10 protein-coding genes and 3 rRNA genes are annotated in these 16305 nt (G+C 59.2%); 5 read left to right on the forward strand and 8 right to left on the reverse strand.

Going from position 1 to position 16305, the window contains the following annotated elements; translation table 11 throughout:
• Window positions 1-231 precede the first annotated feature (231 nt).
• The 3 genes from LCW13_RS16100 (at window position 232) to yaaA (ending at window position 2692) form a co-directional block, all read left to right on the forward strand.
• Window positions 232-1263, forward strand: coding sequence for an NADP(H)-dependent aldo-keto reductase (locus LCW13_RS16100; RefSeq protein ID WP_043336563.1), 1032 nt, complete (start codon window positions 232-234; stop codon window positions 1261-1263).
• Window positions 1264-1343: 80 nt separating this feature from the next.
• Window positions 1344-1796, forward strand: coding sequence for a DMT family transporter (locus LCW13_RS16105; protein ID WP_043336565.1), 453 nt, complete (start codon window positions 1344-1346; stop codon window positions 1794-1796).
• Between the two features lie 107 nt (window positions 1797-1903).
• Entirely contained in the window at window positions 1904-2692 is a 789-nt protein-coding gene (gene yaaA / locus LCW13_RS16110; protein ID WP_225347377.1) for a peroxide stress protein YaaA, read from the forward strand.
• A 27-nt stretch (window positions 2693-2719) separates the two neighbouring features.
• On the opposite strand, the gene LCW13_RS16115 is transcribed toward yaaA, so the two are convergent.
• Window positions 2720-3325, reverse strand: coding sequence for an isochorismatase family protein (locus LCW13_RS16115; RefSeq protein WP_225347378.1), 606 nt, complete (start codon window positions 3323-3325; stop codon window positions 2720-2722).
• 74 nt (window positions 3326-3399) lie between these two features.
• On the opposite strand from LCW13_RS16115, the gene LCW13_RS16120 reads away from it, so the two are divergent.
• Window positions 3400-4299 carry a Tim44 domain-containing protein gene (locus LCW13_RS16120; RefSeq protein ID WP_225347379.1) on the forward strand — a complete coding sequence of 300 codons (900 nt, stop codon included), beginning with the start codon at window positions 3400-3402 and terminating at the stop codon, window positions 4297-4299.
• Between the two features lie 767 nt (window positions 4300-5066).
• Here the strand turns inward: LCW13_RS16120 and rrf are convergent.
• The 5 genes from rrf to ilvC all read right to left on the reverse strand — a co-directional run bounded on the left by rrf (window position 5067) and on the right by ilvC (window position 12716).
• Window positions 5067-5182 (reverse strand): 5S ribosomal RNA (gene rrf, locus LCW13_RS16125).
• A gap of 137 nt (window positions 5183-5319) precedes the next feature.
• Window positions 5320-8205 (reverse strand): 23S ribosomal RNA (locus LCW13_RS16130).
• A gap of 245 nt (window positions 8206-8450) precedes the next feature.
• Window positions 8451-9991, reverse strand: a 16S ribosomal RNA gene (locus LCW13_RS16135).
• Together the 16S, 23S and 5S rRNA genes form the textbook arrangement of a ribosomal RNA operon.
• 647 nt (window positions 9992-10638) lie before the next feature.
• Window positions 10639-11490, reverse strand: a complete 852-nt coding sequence (gene pssA, locus LCW13_RS16140) for a CDP-diacylglycerol--serine O-phosphatidyltransferase (RefSeq protein ID WP_054556944.1) — start codon at window positions 11488-11490, stop codon at window positions 10639-10641.
• A gap of 209 nt (window positions 11491-11699) precedes the next feature.
• Complete coding sequence (ilvC, locus tag LCW13_RS16145; protein WP_225347380.1) at window positions 11700-12716, reverse strand: ketol-acid reductoisomerase; 1017 nt, start codon at window positions 12714-12716, stop codon at window positions 11700-11702.
• Window positions 12717-13036: 320 nt separating this feature from the next.
• On the opposite strand from ilvC, the gene ilvY reads away from it, so the two are divergent.
• A complete protein-coding gene (gene ilvY, locus LCW13_RS16150; protein WP_043337230.1) occupies window positions 13037-13966 on the forward strand; it encodes an HTH-type transcriptional activator IlvY in 930 nt (309 codons plus the stop codon).
• Window positions 13967-14057: 91 nt separating this feature from the next.
• Here the strand turns inward: ilvY and ilvN are convergent, their stop codons facing one another.
• Both ilvN and LCW13_RS16160 read right to left on the reverse strand, forming a co-directional pair.
• The gene (gene ilvN, locus LCW13_RS16155) at window positions 14058-14549 is read right to left on the reverse strand and encodes an acetolactate synthase small subunit (protein ID WP_043337227.1); all 492 of its coding nucleotides are present in this window, start codon (window positions 14547-14549) and stop codon (window positions 14058-14060) included.
• Entirely contained in the window at window positions 14549-16273 is a 1725-nt protein-coding gene (locus LCW13_RS16160; RefSeq protein ID WP_043337225.1) for an acetolactate synthase 3 large subunit, read from the reverse strand. Before LCW13_RS16160 ends, ilvN begins: the two co-directional genes overlap by 1 nt.
• Window positions 16274-16305: the final 32 nt, after the last annotated feature.

Consider the following 16305-nt stretch of genomic DNA (forward strand, 5'->3'; position numbering starts at 1 on the left):
CTGTCAGTTTGCCCTTGCGGGCGGCCTAGAAAGACTGCTCCCCTGACAGCGGGGCGCCAAGCATACTCGCGCAATCGGGGGGACTCAAGCCCGCCTTGTGGGTTTTTGTTACGCTGCTAATATGTGCGCCATCCTTGGGGTAAAGTACGCGCGCGAACCGCGCGCCACGCGCGTGCTGGAAGCACTCGTCCTGCCCGCTACATTGACACCTACCCGATAGGGGAATCCTGCATGCAACGTAGAGCTCTTGGCCGTACTGGCATCGACGTCAGTCTGCTATGCCTTGGCACCATGACCTTCGGCGAGCAGAACAGCGAAGCCGATGCCCACCAGCAGCTGGACCGTGCGCTTGACGCTGGCATCGACTTCATCGACACCGCCGAGATGTACCCGGTGCCCCCGAATGGCGAGACCCAGGGCCGTACCGAGGAATACATCGGCAGCTGGCTGGCGGCACGCGGCAATCGTGATCAGGTCAAGATCGCCACCAAGGTCACCGGCCCGGGCATGGATTACCTGCGCGGTGGTTCGCGCCTGACGCGTGAGCAGATCATCGCCGCCTGTGACGACAACCTGCGTCGCCTGGGCACCGATTACATCGACCTCTATCAGCTGCATTGGCCGGACCGCAAGACCAACTTCTTCGGCAAGCTGGGCTACCAGCCGACCGAAGACGAAGACATGACGCCGCTGGAAGAAAGCCTGTCGGCACTCGGCGAGCTGGTCACCGCCGGCAAGATTCGCGCCGTGGGTCTGTCCAACGAGACGCCGTGGGGCGTGATGCAGTGCCTGAACCTGGCCGAGCGCCTGAACCTGCCGCGCGTGGCCAGCGTCCAGAACCCGTACAACCTGGTCAACCGCAGCTTCGAAGTGGGCCTGGCCGAGTTCGCGCACCGCGAAGATGTCGGCCTGCTGGCCTACTCGCCGCTGGCCTTCGGCACCCTGTCCGGCAAGTATCTGGACGGCGCCCGTCCGGAAGGCGCTCGCCTGACGCTGTTCGAGCGCTTCCAGCGCTACAACGCCGAGCCGGCTCAGCACGTCATCGCCTGCTACGTGGACATCGCGCGTCGTCACGGCCTGAACCCGGCCCAGATGGCTCTCGCCTTCGTCAACACTCGCCCGTTCCTGACCAGCAACATCATCGGTGCCACGACGATGACCCAGCTGGAAAGCAACATCAAAAGCCTCGAGGTGGAGCTGAGTGAGGAAGTGCTGGCCGAGATCGAGATGATCCACAACACCGCGCCCAACCCGTGCCCCTGAATCGCCTCTGACCCGTAGCGGATACACAACCCCGACAGGCCGGTCATCATGACCGGCCTGCTCGTGACCAAGGACCCCACATGAATCCCGCTGAATTGAGCATGATCCTCATGGCTGTCGCCGCCGGTGCCATGATGCCGATTCAAGCTGGCGTCAATTCCACGCTGGCCCTGCAGACCCACAGTTCGCTCATGGCTGCCATGGTCAGCTTCGTGGTCGGCTCGATCGCGCTGGTCGTCATCGTGCTGGCCATGCGCCTGCCCATGCCGGGCGTCGGCGCTCTGAAAGCGGCCCCCTGGTGGAGCTGGACCGGCGGTCTGCTGGGCGCCTTCTTCGTCGCGGCCAGCGTGATACTGGTGCCCAAGCTGGGTGCTGCCACCATGATGGCCACCTTCCTGGCGGGGCAGCTTACGGCCTCGGTGGTGCTGGACCACTTCGGCTGGGCAACCTTCCCGCAGCATGATCTTTCGCTGGGGCGCGTGGCAGGCGTGTTGCTGCTGTTCGCGGGGGTCTTCCTGATCCGCCGCTATTGATGCCTCTGGCGTCACGCAGTGCAATCTATGGCCCCGATAGTCCTGGCGGACTCGGGGCCATCTTGTCTGCCTGATATACTGAGACCTTTCCCTGCCAGGAGGTCTACATGCTGAGTGTGATTTCGCCCGCCAAATCGCTGGATTTCGACAGCGCCCCCGTGACCTCCCGTCATAGCCAACCCGATTTTCTCGAGCAGGCTCAACCGCTGATCGACATCCTGCGCGAGCAGTCGCCGCAGGACATCGCAAGCCTGATGAAGCTCTCCGACAAGCTGGCCGGCCTCAATGCCGCTCGCTTCCAGGAATGGCAGCCGCCCTTCACGCCGGATAATGCCAAACAGGCGGTGCTGGCCTTCCAGGGGGATGTCTATCAGGGCATGGCGGCGGATTTGTTCAGCGAGGAAGATTTTGAGCGCGCACAACACAAGCTGCGCATTCTCTCCGGCCTCTATGGGCTACTGCGCCCGCTGGACCTCATCCAGCCGTACCGTCTCGAGATGGGCACGCGTCTGAGCAACCCGGCCGGCAAGGACCTCTACGCCTACTGGCGCAAGACGCTGACACCGGCACTGGAGCAGGCCGTCGAAGACAGCGGAACGCCGATACTGGTCAACCTGGCCTCCAATGAATACTTCAAGGCCATCGATGCCAAGGCGTTCCGCCACCGTATCGTGACGCCGGTCTTCAAGGACGAGAAAAATGGCCAGTCCAAGATCATCAGCTTCTACGCCAAGCGTGCACGCGGCCTGATGAGCGCCTGGATGCTCAAGCACGACATCGAGACAGCCGAAGACCTCAAGGACTTCGACGTGGCCGGTTATCGCTTCTCCAATGCCGCCTCTGAAGGCGATACGCTGGTCTTCACGCGCAGTGAGGCCGACGCGGCACGCACCTGATACGTGACCGCCGGGTCACTTGACGCCTCATCCGCCCAGCCCCGGGAAAGTCAGGTGTTCTGCGGCGCGTGGTTTGAGGTAACGGCGATGAATATCGCCGAACAGGGCGTGATCCGCACACCCAAGCCATTCATACGCCACCATCTCGGCACTGACGATACTGGCGCCCGCGGCCTCGCAGCGGGCCACTCCCAGCGCCGCCTCCCGCGGGCGGCGACTGGCGACCCCATCGGCGACCAGCGCCACGCGATAGCCTGCGCCACACAGGGACAGCACGGTCTGCATCACACAGACGTGCGCCTCGGCACCACATACCACCAACTGGTCACAGCCACTCTGCTCCAATGCCTTGCGAAAGTCCTGCGCATCCAGCGCGCTGAAACTGCGCTTGGTAAAGCAGCGGGTGCGCTCGCTCAGTAGATGCGTCATCGGAGCACTTGCGCCCAACTTGTCGGGGCAGTGTTCGGTCAGCCAGACGGGAATTTCCAGCGCCTGGGCGATTCCGCCCAGCCAGATGGCACTGTTGATGGCCTCGGTTCCGCCACTCAGAACCGGCATCAGGCGAGCCTGGAAATCGATCAGCAACAACAATGATCGCCTCGCCATCAGGTGTTGAGACTTTTCGTCGTCCATTGGTCCTCCCACGACGATTCTAAGGCTAGAATGGAGCTTCCACTTACACGCTAGCGCATCCAAGGAGATCCCACATGCGCCATCTGTTCATCATGCTGATGGTCGGCTTGCTCGGCTTCGGTCTGAGCGTCGAACACGCAGAGGCCAAGCGCCTCGGCGGCGGCAAGAGTTTCGGTAGCTACTCACGATCCGCTGACAGCGGAAAATCCTCCAGCTCACTGTTTGGCAGCAACAAGGCCACCAACAGCAGCACCGCAGCGAAGTCCAAACCCTCCAGCGGCCTGTCCAAGTTTGCCGGACCTCTGGCAGGCCTGCTGGCAGGCGGCCTGTTGGCATCGCTGTTCTTCGGCGGCGCCTTCGATGGTCTGCGCATGACAGACTTCCTGATCATCGCGGTGATCGCCTTCATCGCCTTCAAGTTCCTCAGCGCGCGCAAGAAGGCCGCCATGGCGAGCGGCGGGCCGGCAGGTAGTGGTGGTGGTTCCTCTACACGCCACGATGACCAGCCGCGCAATGTGCAGGCGCGTGAAGCGCATCAGGCGCAAGGCGAGTCGCTGGCGCCGGCCGGTGGTATCGGGGCAGGCCTGACGGGCGGTGCCCCGACCAGCGAACCGGCCTGGTTCGACAAGGAGCAGTTCCTCGGTGGCGCCAAGGAACACTTCATGACGCTGCAGCGCGCCTGGGACAACAACGACCTGCCGCGCATTCAGGAGTACGTCACGCCAGAGCTCTACAATCTGCTGCGTGAAGAGCGCGCTCAGCAACCGGCCAACAACCGTACCGAGATCGTGCGTCTGTTTGCTGAACTGGGCAGCGTGCAGGAGATTGGCAAGCAGGCGGAAGCGACGGTCCTGTTCCACGGCGTGCTGGATGAAAATGGCGAGCAGAACGAGTTCAACGAGACCTGGCACCTGGTCCGTGAGCTGCGTGATGGCGCCGACTGGCACATCCAGGGTATCGAGCAGAACAGCTAAGACGTTCCTCGCTCACTGATGTGACCTTCACTCCGTGAGGGCCACATCAGACGCCAAAGCGGCCGGATGATCACTCATCCGGCCGCTTTTTTGCGTCTCGCTGCAGATGACCTACCAGGGCTTTGCAACTGCTTGCCGAAGACCACAAAGACATCGCCCGAATGACAGGCATAAAAAAACCGGCCACTGGGGAAGTGACCGGCGGATAGGCTGCTCGACTGCAAGGCAGGAGCGCCAGATCGCAAAAAGTCTGCTGATGGGATAGCACAGACAAGTTTCTAAGCAAGGGAACGTCGAAACTCACATACTCAGAGTCGCCGACTGAGCTTTAGTTCAGCCTGATCATAAAAAACATGAGCAACACTGAGGTGCAGAACCCGCGACGCCTGATCAGCCCCCACCATCAGCCGGCTGTACCCAAGGTTTCAGCAAGGCTTGCCTACCCCAGGAAACACCTCATGCTCGACAAGCCCTTGTGGATAATTCAGGCGCCACTCCCAGATTCCGGTTGTCCACAGGCGGATCTCTGCGCGCTCCCCTTCCTCAGCAGGGAACCTTGCCCCCCTATGCACTGCCACAGACAGCACCGCCCCTGCAGCAAGGCGACAGGGGCGGTTCGGGACAAGTGCCTGACGAGCTTTTCATGACCGCCCTTGGTACAGGCCTCCCATGAGCTGGCCATCCGCGGGCTTTTTACGCGTCAATTTTTTCCGCGCACAAAGAGAACCGCCCCTGCAGCAAGGCTGCAGGGGCGGTTCGGTATAAGTGCCTGACGATGACCTACTCTCACATGGAGAAACTCCACACTACCATCGGCGCTAAGCGGTTTCACTTCCGAGTTCGGCATGGGATCGGGTGGTTCACGCTCGCTATGGTCGTCAGGCGAAACGGTGGCATCTTGCGATGCCTGAGTCTCAAGGCTTTTGGCCTCGCGACTCGCAATATGAATCATGCTGACCGATATGTCTCGATCCTTTCGCAATCCCGGCGGTTTGCCTAAGCAAACCCCTTGGGTGTTATATGGTCAAGCCTCACGGGCAATTAGTACTGGTTAGCTCAACACATTGCTGTGCTTCCACACCCAGCCTATCAACCTTGTAGTCTTCAAGGGCCCTTCAGGAGGCGCAAGGCCTCAGGGAAGTCTCATCTTGAAGGGGGCTTCCCGCTTAGATGCTTTCAGCGGTTATCCCGTCCGAACGTAGCTACCGGGCAATGCCATTGGCATGACAACCCGAACACCAGAGGTTCGTCCACTCCGGTCCTCTCGTACTAGGAGCAGCTCTTCTCAAACTTCCGACGCCCACGGCAGATAGGGACCGAACTGTCTCACGACGTTCTAAACCCAGCTCGCGTACCACTTTAAATGGCGAACAGCCATACCCTTGGGACCGACTTCAGCCCCAGGATGTGATGAGCCGACATCGAGGTGCCAAACACCGCCGTCGATGTGAACTCTTGGGCGGTATCAGCCTGTTATCCCCGGAGTACCTTTTATCCGTTGAGCGATGGCCCTTCCATACAGAACCACCGGATCACTAGAACCTACTTTCGTACCTGCTCGACGTGTCTGTCTCGCAGTCAAGCACCCTTATGCTCTTGCACTCAATGCACGATTTCCAACCGTGCTGAGGGTACCTTCGTGCTCCTCCGTTACTCTTTAGGAGGAGACCGCCCCAGTCAAACTACCCACCATACACTGTCCTCGATCCGGATAACGGACCTGAGTTAGAACGCCAATGATGTCAGGCTGGTATTTCAAGGTTGGCTCCACCGCATCTGGCGACGTGGTTTCAAAGCCTCCCAGCTATCCTACACAGACAACATCAGCATCCAGTGTAAAGCTATAGTAAAGGTTCACGGGGTCTTTCCGTCTAGCCGCGGGTACACAGCATCTTCACTGCGATTTCAATTTCACTGAGTCTCGGGTGGAGACAGCGTGGCCATCATTACGCCATTCGTGCAGGTCGGAACTTACCCGACAAGGAATTTCGCTACCTTAGGACCGTTATAGTTACGGCCGCCGTTTACCGGGGCTTCGATCAAGAGCTTCGCGTGAGCTAACCCCATCAATTAACCTTCCGGCACCGGGCAGGCGTCACACCCTATACGTCCGCTTGCGCGTTTGCAGAGTGCTGTGTTTTTAATAAACAGTTGCAGCCACCTGGTATCTTCGACCGGTAGGAGCTTACGGAGCAAGTCCTTCACTCGAACCGGTGCACCTTCTCCCGAAGTTACGGTGCCATTTTGCCTAGTTCCTTCACCCGAGTTCTCTCAAGCGCCTTGGTATTCTCTACCTGACCACCTGTGTCGGTTTGGGGTACGGTCGCATGTGATCTGAAGCTTAGAGGCTTTTCCTGGAAGCGTGGCATCGATGACTTCCTGACCGTGGTCAGTTCGTCTCGCATCTCGACCTCAGAGGAACCGGATTTGCCTGATTCCTCGGCCTACATGCTTTCACCAGGACAACCAACGCCTGGCTCACCTAGCCTTCTTCGTCCCCCCATCGCAACCACATCCGGTACGGGAATATTAACCCGTTTCCCATCGACTACGCGTTTCCGCCTCGCCTTAGGGGCCGACTCACTCTGCTCCGATTAACGTAGAACAGAAAACCTTGGTCTTCCGGCGGGGGAGTTTTTCACTCCCCTTATCGTTACTCATGTCAGCATTCGCACTCGTGATACCTCCAGCAGACTTCTCAATCCACCTTCATTGGCTTACACGACGCTCCTCTACCGCTCATCCAGAGGATGAACCCGTAGCTTCGGTACCTGATTTAGCCCCGTTATATCTTCCGCGCAGGCCGACTCGACTAGTGAGCTATTACGCTTTCTTTAAAGGATGGCTGCTTCTAAGCCAACCTCCTAGCTGTCTGAGCCTTCCCACATCGTTTCCCACTTAATCAGGATTTTGGGACCTTAGCTGACGGTCTGGGTTGTTTCCCTTTTCACAACGGACGTTAGCACCCGCTGTGTGTCTCCCACGCTGCACTCACTGGTATTCGGAGTTTGCCTCGGGTTGGTAAGTCGGGATGACCCCCTAGCCGAAACAGTGCTCTACCCCCAGCGGTGATACGTGAGGCGCTACCTAAATAGCTTTCGAGGAGAACCAGCTATCTCCGGGCTTGATTAGCCTTTCACTCCGATCCACAGCTCATCCCAGCATTTTTCAACATACTTGGGTTCGGGCCTCCAATTGATGTTACTCAATCTTCACCCTGGCCATGGATAGATCGCCCGGTTTCGGGTCTATACCCTGCGACTGGTCGCCCAGTTAAGACTCGGTTTCCCTACGCCTCCCCTATACGGTTAAGCTCGCCACAGAATATAAGTCGCTGACCCATTATACAAAAGGTACGCGGTCACACCACGAAGGTGCTCCCACTGCTTGTACGCATACGGTTTCAGGATCTATTTCACTCCCCTCGCCGGGGTTCTTTTCGCCTTTCCCTCACGGTACTGGTTCACTATCGGTCAGCCAGGAGTATTTAGCCTTGGAGGATGGTCCCCCCATGTTCAGTCAAGGTTTCTCGTGCCCCGACCTACTCGATTTCACGTGACTCAGACTTCGACTACGGGACTATCACCCTGTATCGTCAAGCTTCCCAGCTTGTTCGTCTGTCAGTTGTCACGCTTAAGGGCTGGTCCCCGTTCGCTCGCCGCTACTTGGGGAATCTCGGTTGATTTCTTTTCCTCCGGGTACTTAGATGTTTCAGTTCCCCGGGTTTGCCTCTATAGGTTATGTATTGGCCTATAGATACTCACCTGATGGTGAGTGGGTTTCCCCATTCGGAAATCGTTGGGTCGCAGGGTATTTGCCACCTCGCCAACGCTTATCGCAGGCTATCACGTCCTTCATCGCCTCTGGCTGCCAAGGCATCCACCGTATGCGCTTAATCGCTTGACCATATAACCCCAAGGGGTCTGTCAAGGATTACGAATCTGTCGGACCTCTCCGACATATCGTTTTGATAGACATGCGCTTGGCGCACACATCTATCGTCAGCATGATTCACATTGTTAAAGAGCGGCTGTTCAGAGAACAGTGAGAAGCGCGCTCTGTGATGAGCACGCTTGCCACTGCCGGCTAAGCCAGCAATAAGATCAGGTAATTCGTTGTGAGCACTTGCCGCGAGCAGTAGACAGTGTCGATAAGGAGGTGATCCAGCCCCAGGTTCCCCTAGGGCTACCTTGTTACGACTTCACCCCAGTCATGAACCACACCGTGGTGATCGCCCTCCCGAAGGTTAGGCTAACCACTTCTGGTGCAGTCCACTCCCATGGTGTGACGGGCGGTGTGTACAAGGCCCGGGAACGTATTCACCGTGGCATTCTGATCCACGATTACTAGCGATTCCGACTTCATGGAGTCGAGTTGCAGACTCCAATCCGGACTGAGGCAAGCTTTATGGGATTGGCTCCACTTCGCAGTATTGCAACCCTTTGTACTTGCCATTGTAGCACGTGTGTAGCCCTACCCGTAAGGGCCATGATGACTTGACGTCGTCCCCACCTTCCTCCGGTTTGTCACCGGCAGTCTCCTTAGAGTTCCCGACATTACTCGCTGGCAAATAAGGATAGGGGTTGCGCTCGTTACGGGACTTAACCCAACATTTCACAACACGAGCTGACGACAGCCATGCAGCACCTGTCTCAGAGTTCCCGAAGGCACCAATCCATCTCTGGAAAGTCCTCTGGATGTCAAGGGTAGGTAAGGTTCTTCGCGTTGCATCGAATTAAACCACATGCTCCACCGCTTGTGCGGGCCCCCGTCAATTCATTTGAGTTTTAACCTTGCGGCCGTACTCCCCAGGCGGTCAACTTATTGCGTTAGCTGCGCCACTAAGTCCTCAAGGGACCCAACGGCTAGTTGACATCGTTTACGGCGTGGACTACCAGGGTATCTAATCCTGTTTGCTACCCACGCTTTCGCACCTCAGTGTCAGTGTCAGTCCAGAAGGCCGCCTTCGCCACTGGTATTCCTCCCGATCTCTACGCATTTCACCGCTACACCGGGAATTCTACCTTCCTCTCCTGCACTCTAGCCAAGCAGTTCCAGATGCCGTTCCCAGGTTGAGCCCGGGGCTTTCACACCTGGCTGACTTAGCCACCTACGCGCGCTTTACGCCCAGTAATTCCGATTAACGCTTGCACCCTCCGTATTACCGCGGCTGCTGGCACGGAGTTAGCCGGTGCTTCTTCTGCGAGTGATGTCTTTCCTCGGGAGTATTAATCCCAAGGCGTTCTTCCTCGCTGAAAGTGCTTTACAACCCGAAGGCCTTCTTCACACACGCGGCATGGCTGGATCAGGCTTTCGCCCATTGTCCAATATTCCCCACTGCTGCCTCCCGTAGGAGTCTGGGCCGTGTCTCAGTCCCAGTGTGGCTGATCATCCTCTCAGACCAGCTACGGATCGTCGCCTTGGTGAGCCATTACCTCACCAACAAGCTAATCCGACATGGGCTCATCCGATAGCGCAAGGTCCGAAGATCCCCTGCTTTCTCCCGTAGGACGTATGCGGTATTAGCCTGAGTTTCCCCAGGTTGTCCCCCACTATCGGGCAGATTCCCATGCATTACTCACCCGTCCGCCGCTCGACGCCTCCTAGCAAGCTAGGATCGTTTCCGCTCGACTTGCATGTGTTAAGCCTGCCGCCAGCGTTCAATCTGAGCCATGATCAAACTCTTCAGTTGAAAGCTTGATAGTCTGTTAAGCAGACCAAACTTGGTTCAGAGTCAAACTTCTCGTGAGAGGCTTGCTCCGATATTTGGTGACCTTGTCACCACTCATCGGCAAGCGCTCACACGAATTACCTGATCAAATTTTTAAAGAGCGTCGCTGTTAAGCGAGGAGGCATATTCTACCCGAAACGCTTGAGAAGTCAAGCACTTGATGATGAGTCAGTCGACTGCCTCTAAGCATCATCAAGCGGTGAGGAGCGTTGCTCGATCACCTGTTCCGTAAGGAGTGCGGCGTATTCTAGCGAATCGCCCGGGATTGTCAATCGATGATTTCGAAGCGGACTTCTAAAACATCAAGCAAAACAATTACCTGCAAACCTCTTTCACCGCTGGTAACGCCATGCGTCCCCGGCAGCGGATGCGTACTTTACGCACGAACCGCCGTGAGGGCAAGGGCTTTTTCAAGAGATTGTCATTCTCGGGACATACGGGTGACATCTCTGCTCTGCCTTTCTCTTCTCTCCTCATTCTGCTTCTCTGTTCTCCTTGTCCTCGTCGCGCCGTTGCTTGCTGACATCTTCCCTTGGCCAGCAACGCATTCGGCCCCGCCAGGAATGGTGGGGCCGAATATCGATCATCACACTGCTGGCAGCTGACGCTTACTTGTTGCCACGCAGCTTGCGCCCCAGCGCCATGATCGGGCCACTGGCGACATAGCAACCGAATAGGCCCAGCAGCATCACGGACGGCTCCAGCGAGATGACCACGAAGGCCAGCACGATGGCGAGCAGCGCCACGAAGGGCACCGGCCCCTTGAGGTCGATTTCCTTGAAGCTGTAATAGCGGATGTTCGACACCATCAGGATACCGGCAGCCGCGACCACGAAGACCATCAGTGACTTGAAGGCGAAGGTCTCGGCGTCGAAGTTGTGCATGGTCCATACGCAGCCGGCCACGAGTGCCGCCGCTGCCGGACTCGGCAGACCGATGAACCACTTCTTGTCGGTGGAGCCGATCTGGACGTTGAAGCGCGCCAGACGCAGCGCAGCGCCTGCCACGTAGACGAAGGCGGCGATCCAGCCGATCTTGCCGACATCCTGCAGAATCCAGCTGAAGGTGACCAGCGCCGGCGCCACGCCGAAGGACAGCATGTCCGCGAGGCTGTCGTACTCGGCACCGAAGGCGCTCTGGGTGTTGGTCAGGCGCGCCACACGACCGTCCAGGCCGTCGAGCACCATCGAGACGAAGATGGCGATGGAGGCGTTGGCAAACTCCCCGTTCAGCGCACACACCACAGCGAAGAAGCCGGAGAACAGCGCGGAGGTGGTGAACAGGTTGGGCAGCAGATAGATGCCACGCCGACGAACGGGCTTGCCGTCCTCGATGGCTTCTTCCACGACTTCGCTGTCGTCGGTGAACTCCTCCACTACCTTGTCCAGCACTGAACTGCTGCGGCGTGTCTGTGCTTCGGGGGCTTCGTCTGCGCCGGGATGTCGATTTTCGTCTGTCATGGGATTCCTTGCATCATGCCTCGTCGTGGCAGGGTAACCACATTCTACACCTGCCAGTGAGCGCGAATAGTGGTGACACCCTAGCGGCCTCACCGTCGACTGTCACTTCCCTCTCCCATTCGATAGCGCTTATAGAGCAACAACGCAAGCGGGGCGCCCTCCTGATGGAGAGCGCCCCGCTCATTTCACGCTGGATCCAATAGCCAGGATCAGTTGCGTGACTTGTCGACCAGCTGGTTGGCAGTGATCCACGGCATCATGCCGCGCAGCTTCTCACCAGTCTGCTCGATCGGATGCTCGGCGTTCTGGCGACGACGGGCCGTCATGGACGGGTAGTTGGTGCTGCCTTCCTGGATGAACATCTTGGCGTATTCACCGCTCTGGATGCGCTTGAGTGCATTGCGCATGGCGACACGGGACTGCTCGTTGATGACTTCGGTGCCGGTCACGTACTCGCCATACTCCGCATTGTTGGAGATGGAGTAGTTCATGTTGGCGATGCCGCCTTCGTACATCAGGTCGACGATCAGCTTGAGCTCGTGCAGACACTCGAAGTAGGCCATTTCCGGTGCGTAGCCCGCTTCGGTCAGGGTCTCGAAGCCCATCTTGACCAGCTCGACCGCACCACCACACAGGACAGCCTGCTCACCAAACAGATCGGTTTCGGTCTCGTCCTTGAAGGTGGTCTCGATGATGCCGGTACGGCCGCCGCCGACGCCTGCCGCGTAGGACAGTGCGATGTCCTTGGCCTGGCCAGTCGCATCCTGGTGGATGGCGATCAGGTCCGGGATACCGCCGCCCTTCACGAACTCGGAACGCACGGTGTGACCCGGTGCCTTCGGCGCGATCATGATGACGTCGAGGTCAGCACGCGGAACGACCTGGTTGTAGTGGACGTTGAAGCCGTGAGCGAAGGCCAGGGTCGCGCCCTGCTTCAGGTTCGGTTCCACCTGGTTCTCATAGATGGCCTTCTGGTTCTCGTCCGGCGCCAGGATCATGACCAGGTCGGCAGCCTTGACCGCTTCCTCGACTTCAGCAACCTTCAGACCAGCCGCTTCGGCCTTGGCCCAGCTGGAGGAAGAGCGACGCAGGGCTACGGTGACGTCGACGCCGGATTCCTTCAGGTTGTTCGCGTGGGCGTGGCCCTGGGAACCGTAACCGAGGATGACCACTTTCTTGCCCTGGATGAGGGAGAGGTCACAATCCTTGTCGTAATAGAGTTTCATCGTCATTGCTCCTGGCGGCTCACCCCGTCAGCGGGATGGCGTGAGATCTTGAAAGAGTGTCTGTTGTTCTTGCGACCCTTCCCGCGAGGGAAAGGCGTATGACAGTGTCCAGCGCCGACGGCCATCTGTCTCGGCCGCTCTGCGTCCTGGGGAGGTCGTGCGCCTTGAATCAAGGTCTGCCGTCCTCCTCCTGCGCGGCGATGAGTCCACCTTACCTGCACCTCGACATTGCGTAAAATGCTATATTTGCACCATTATATGCCATATTGCGCAATACAAGGCATTTCCCTCTACAGCACTCACCGACAGCGGACTCCGGCATGGACAATCGTCAACTCAAGCAATTCCTGACCCTCGCCGAAACGCTGCATTTCGGGCGCGCCAGCACAGCCTGCCACCTGAGCGCCTCTGCCCTGTCACGTGCCATCCGGGCCATGGAGGAAGAGCTGGGCGTCAGCCTGTTCGAGCGCGACAACCGCAGCGTCGCGCTGACACCGGCGGGTGAACGCTTCCGTCGTCATGCTCGCGAACTCCTGAGTCAGTGGGATGACATTCGCCAGTCACTGCTGGAAGACAGCGATGAGCTGCGCGGCGAGCTCTCCCTGTATTGCTCGGTGACCGCCAGCTACAGCTTTCTCTACGAGATTCTGGCCACCTTCCGTGCCCGCCATCCGCATGTGGAGCTCAAGCTGCATACCGGCGACCCCGCCGTGGCGTTGGAGCGTGTCCTGATGGGACACGAGGACCTGGCGATCGCCGCGCGCCCCGACGTGCTGCCTTCCCGTCTCGCCTTCACCGACTTCGCCGAGTCGCCACTGCGCTTCATTGCCCCGCGTCGTGATGGCCCCGGCCAGCAACTGGAAGGCATCGGCGAGGCGGACGATTCGGCGGCGGGCGACGACCACATCGACTGGACTCGCGTGCCGATGATCCTGTCGGAGACCGGCCTGGCGCGCGAGCGCTTCGATGCCTGGTGCCATACACGCGGCATCAAGCCTCGCCTGTATGCCCAGGTCGCCGGCAACGAGGCCATCGTCAGCATGGTCGGGCTGGGCTTCGGGATCGGCGTGGTACCGCAGATCGTGCTCGACAATTCGCCGCTGGCCGACCAGGTGCGCATCCTTGATGTCGATCCGCCGCTGACTCCCTACAAGGTCGGGCTGTGCGTCCAGGAAAAACGCCTGCGTCACCCGCTGGTGCGCGCGTTGTGGGAGCAACTGCCCGGCTCGCCGCAGCGCCCCGCTGACTGATACCTGGTAGCGAGCCAACGAAAATGGCGCAGCAACGAAAACGGCGCCCCGAGGGGCGCCGTTCTTGTCTTGCGATTCCACCACCACCGTCTTACAGGCTCAACACCTTCTCACCGCGAGCGATGCCGGAGACACCGGTACGTGCCACTTCCAGCACGCCTACCGGCTGCATCGCCGCCAGGAAGGCATCCAGCTTGCCACCGTCGCCGGTGATCTGGATGGTGTAGAGGCTCGGCGTGATGTCGACGATCTGGGCACGGAAGATGTCCGCCGTGCGCTTGATCTCGTCACGCTGGGCGCCCAGCGCCTTGACCTTGACCAGCATCAGCTCGCGCTCGATGTGGCTGCCCTCGGTGAGATCCACCAGCTTGACCACATCCACCAGCTTGTTGAGATGTTTGGTGATCTGCTCGATGACGCGATCTTCACCGACCGTGGTGACGGTCAGACGGGACAGGGTCGCGTCTTCGGTCGGGGCCACGTTGAGGGTCTCGATGTTGAAGTTGCGCTGTGAAAACAGGCCGACGACCCGTGACAGCGCGCCCGGTTCGTTTTCCATCAGAATGGAGATGATATGGCGCATCAGGTCCGCTCCGTCTTCGTAAGCAGCATGTCACGCATGGAGCCGAGAGGCACCTGCATCGGGTAGACGTGTTCACGCGGGTCGACATAGATGTCGAGGAACACCAGCTCGTCCTTGTTGCGGAAGGCTTCTTCCAGCGCAGGCTCGAGCTCCTCCACCGTGTGCACCTTGATGGCACGGAAGCCATAGGCACCCGCCAGCTGCACGAAGTCAGGCAGCGACTCCATATAGGAATGCGAGTGACGGGACTTGTAGTTCAGGTCCTGCCACTGACGCACCATGCCCAGCGACTGGTTGTTGAGGTTGATGATCTTGACCCCGATCCCGTACTGCTTACAGGTCGAGAACTCCTGCATCATCATCTGGAAGCTGCCCTCACCGGTGAACAGCACCACATCGTCTTCCGGGTAGGACATCTTGATGCCCATGGCCGCCGGGAAGCCGAAGCCCATGGTGCCCAGGCCACCGGAGGTGATCCAGCGGTTGGGGCGCTGGAACTTGTAGTACTGGGCGGCGAACATCTGGTGCTGACCGACATCGGTGGCGACGAAGGCTTCGCCACGCGTCGCACGGTGCACGGCTTCCACCACCTGCTGCGGCTTGAGCGGCTCACCCGGGGCGGACGGCTCATACAGCTTGCCTTCACGCTCGGCACGCCAGCCATCGATCTGGGACCACCAGGCCTCCAGTGCATCAGGGTTGGCCAGCTCGCGACCCTGCACGAGGCTGATCATCTCGTTGATCACGGCATCGGCCGGACCGACGATCGGCACATCGGCGCGCACGGTCTTGGAGACCGAGCTCGGATCGATGTCGACGTGGATGATCTTGGCCGTCGGGCAGAACTTCGAGGTGTTGTTGGTCACGCGGTCATCGAAGCGCGCACCGATGCAGATGATCAGATCGGTGTGGTGCATGGCATTGTTCGACTCGTAGGAGCCGTGCATGCCGGGCCAGCCCAGACACTGCCGATCGCCCTGCGGGTAGGCACCGATGCCCATCAGCGAGGTGGTGATCGGGAAGTTGAGGCGGCGCACCAGGTCAGTCAGCGCTTCGCTGGCACGCCCTGACACCACACCACCGCCAGTGAAGAACAGCGGGCGACGTGCCTTGAGCATCAGCTCGACGGCTTTCTTGATCTGACCGCTGTGGCCACGGGTGACCGGGCTATAGGAGCGCATGCGTACCTTCTTGGGGTAGCTGTACTCATAGCGTTCGGTCGGGGCGGTCATGTCCTTCGGGATATCGATGACGACCGGCCCCGGGCGACCACTGGAGGCCAGATAGAAGGCCTTCTTGATCACCTCGGGAATCTCGCTCGGGTGCTTGATCGAGAAGCTGTGCTTCACGATCGGGCGGGTCACACCGACGATGTCGGTTTCCTGGAAGGCGTCTTCACCGATCAGGTGGCTGGCGACCTGACCACACAGCACGACCATGGGGATCGAGTCCATGTAGGCCGTGGCAATACCGGTGACGGCATTGGTCGCGCCCGGGCCTGAGGTGACCAGCACCACACCCGGCTTGCCGGAGGCGCGCGCGTAACCATCGGCGGCGTGGGTCGCGGCCTGCTCGTGACGGACCAGAATGTGCTGGACCTTGTCCTGGCGGAACAGGGCGTCATAGATATGCAGCGCCGCTCCACCGGGATAGCCGTAAATATATTCCACGCCCTCGTCATGCAGGGCGCGGGCGATCATGTCAGCGCCGGAAAGCAATTCCACTTGGTTATTCTCCCCTGGAGGTCTCGAGTGCG

It is taken from the genome of Cobetia amphilecti, from assembly GCF_020217465.1.
GTDB classification, from domain to species: Bacteria; Pseudomonadota; Gammaproteobacteria; order Pseudomonadales; family Halomonadaceae; genus Cobetia; species Cobetia amphilecti.

Coding starts and splice junctions, on each gene's coding strand:
- LCW13_RS16100 (WP_043336563.1), top strand. CDS start 232: ATGCAACGTAGAGCTCTTGGCCGTACTGGCATCGACGTCAGTCTGCTA.
- yaaA (WP_225347377.1), top strand. CDS start 1,904: ATGCTGAGTGTGATTTCGCCCGCCAAATCGCTGGATTTCGACAGCGCC.
- LCW13_RS16120 (WP_225347379.1), top strand. CDS start 3,400: ATGCGCCATCTGTTCATCATGCTGATGGTCGGCTTGCTCGGCTTCGGT.
- ilvY (WP_043337230.1), top strand. CDS start 13,037: ATGGACAATCGTCAACTCAAGCAATTCCTGACCCTCGCCGAAACGCTG.
- LCW13_RS16105 (WP_043336565.1), top strand. CDS start 1,344: ATGAATCCCGCTGAATTGAGCATGATCCTCATGGCTGTCGCCGCCGGT.
- LCW13_RS16115 (WP_225347378.1), bottom strand. CDS start 3,325: ATGGACGACGAAAAGTCTCAACACCTGATGGCGAGGCGATCATTGTTG.
- pssA (WP_054556944.1), bottom strand. CDS start 11,490: ATGACAGACGAAAATCGACATCCCGGCGCAGACGAAGCCCCCGAAGCA.
- ilvN (WP_043337227.1), bottom strand. CDS start 14,549: ATGCGCCATATCATCTCCATTCTGATGGAAAACGAACCGGGCGCGCTG.
- ilvC (WP_225347380.1), bottom strand. CDS start 12,716: ATGAAACTCTATTACGACAAGGATTGTGACCTCTCCCTCATCCAGGGC.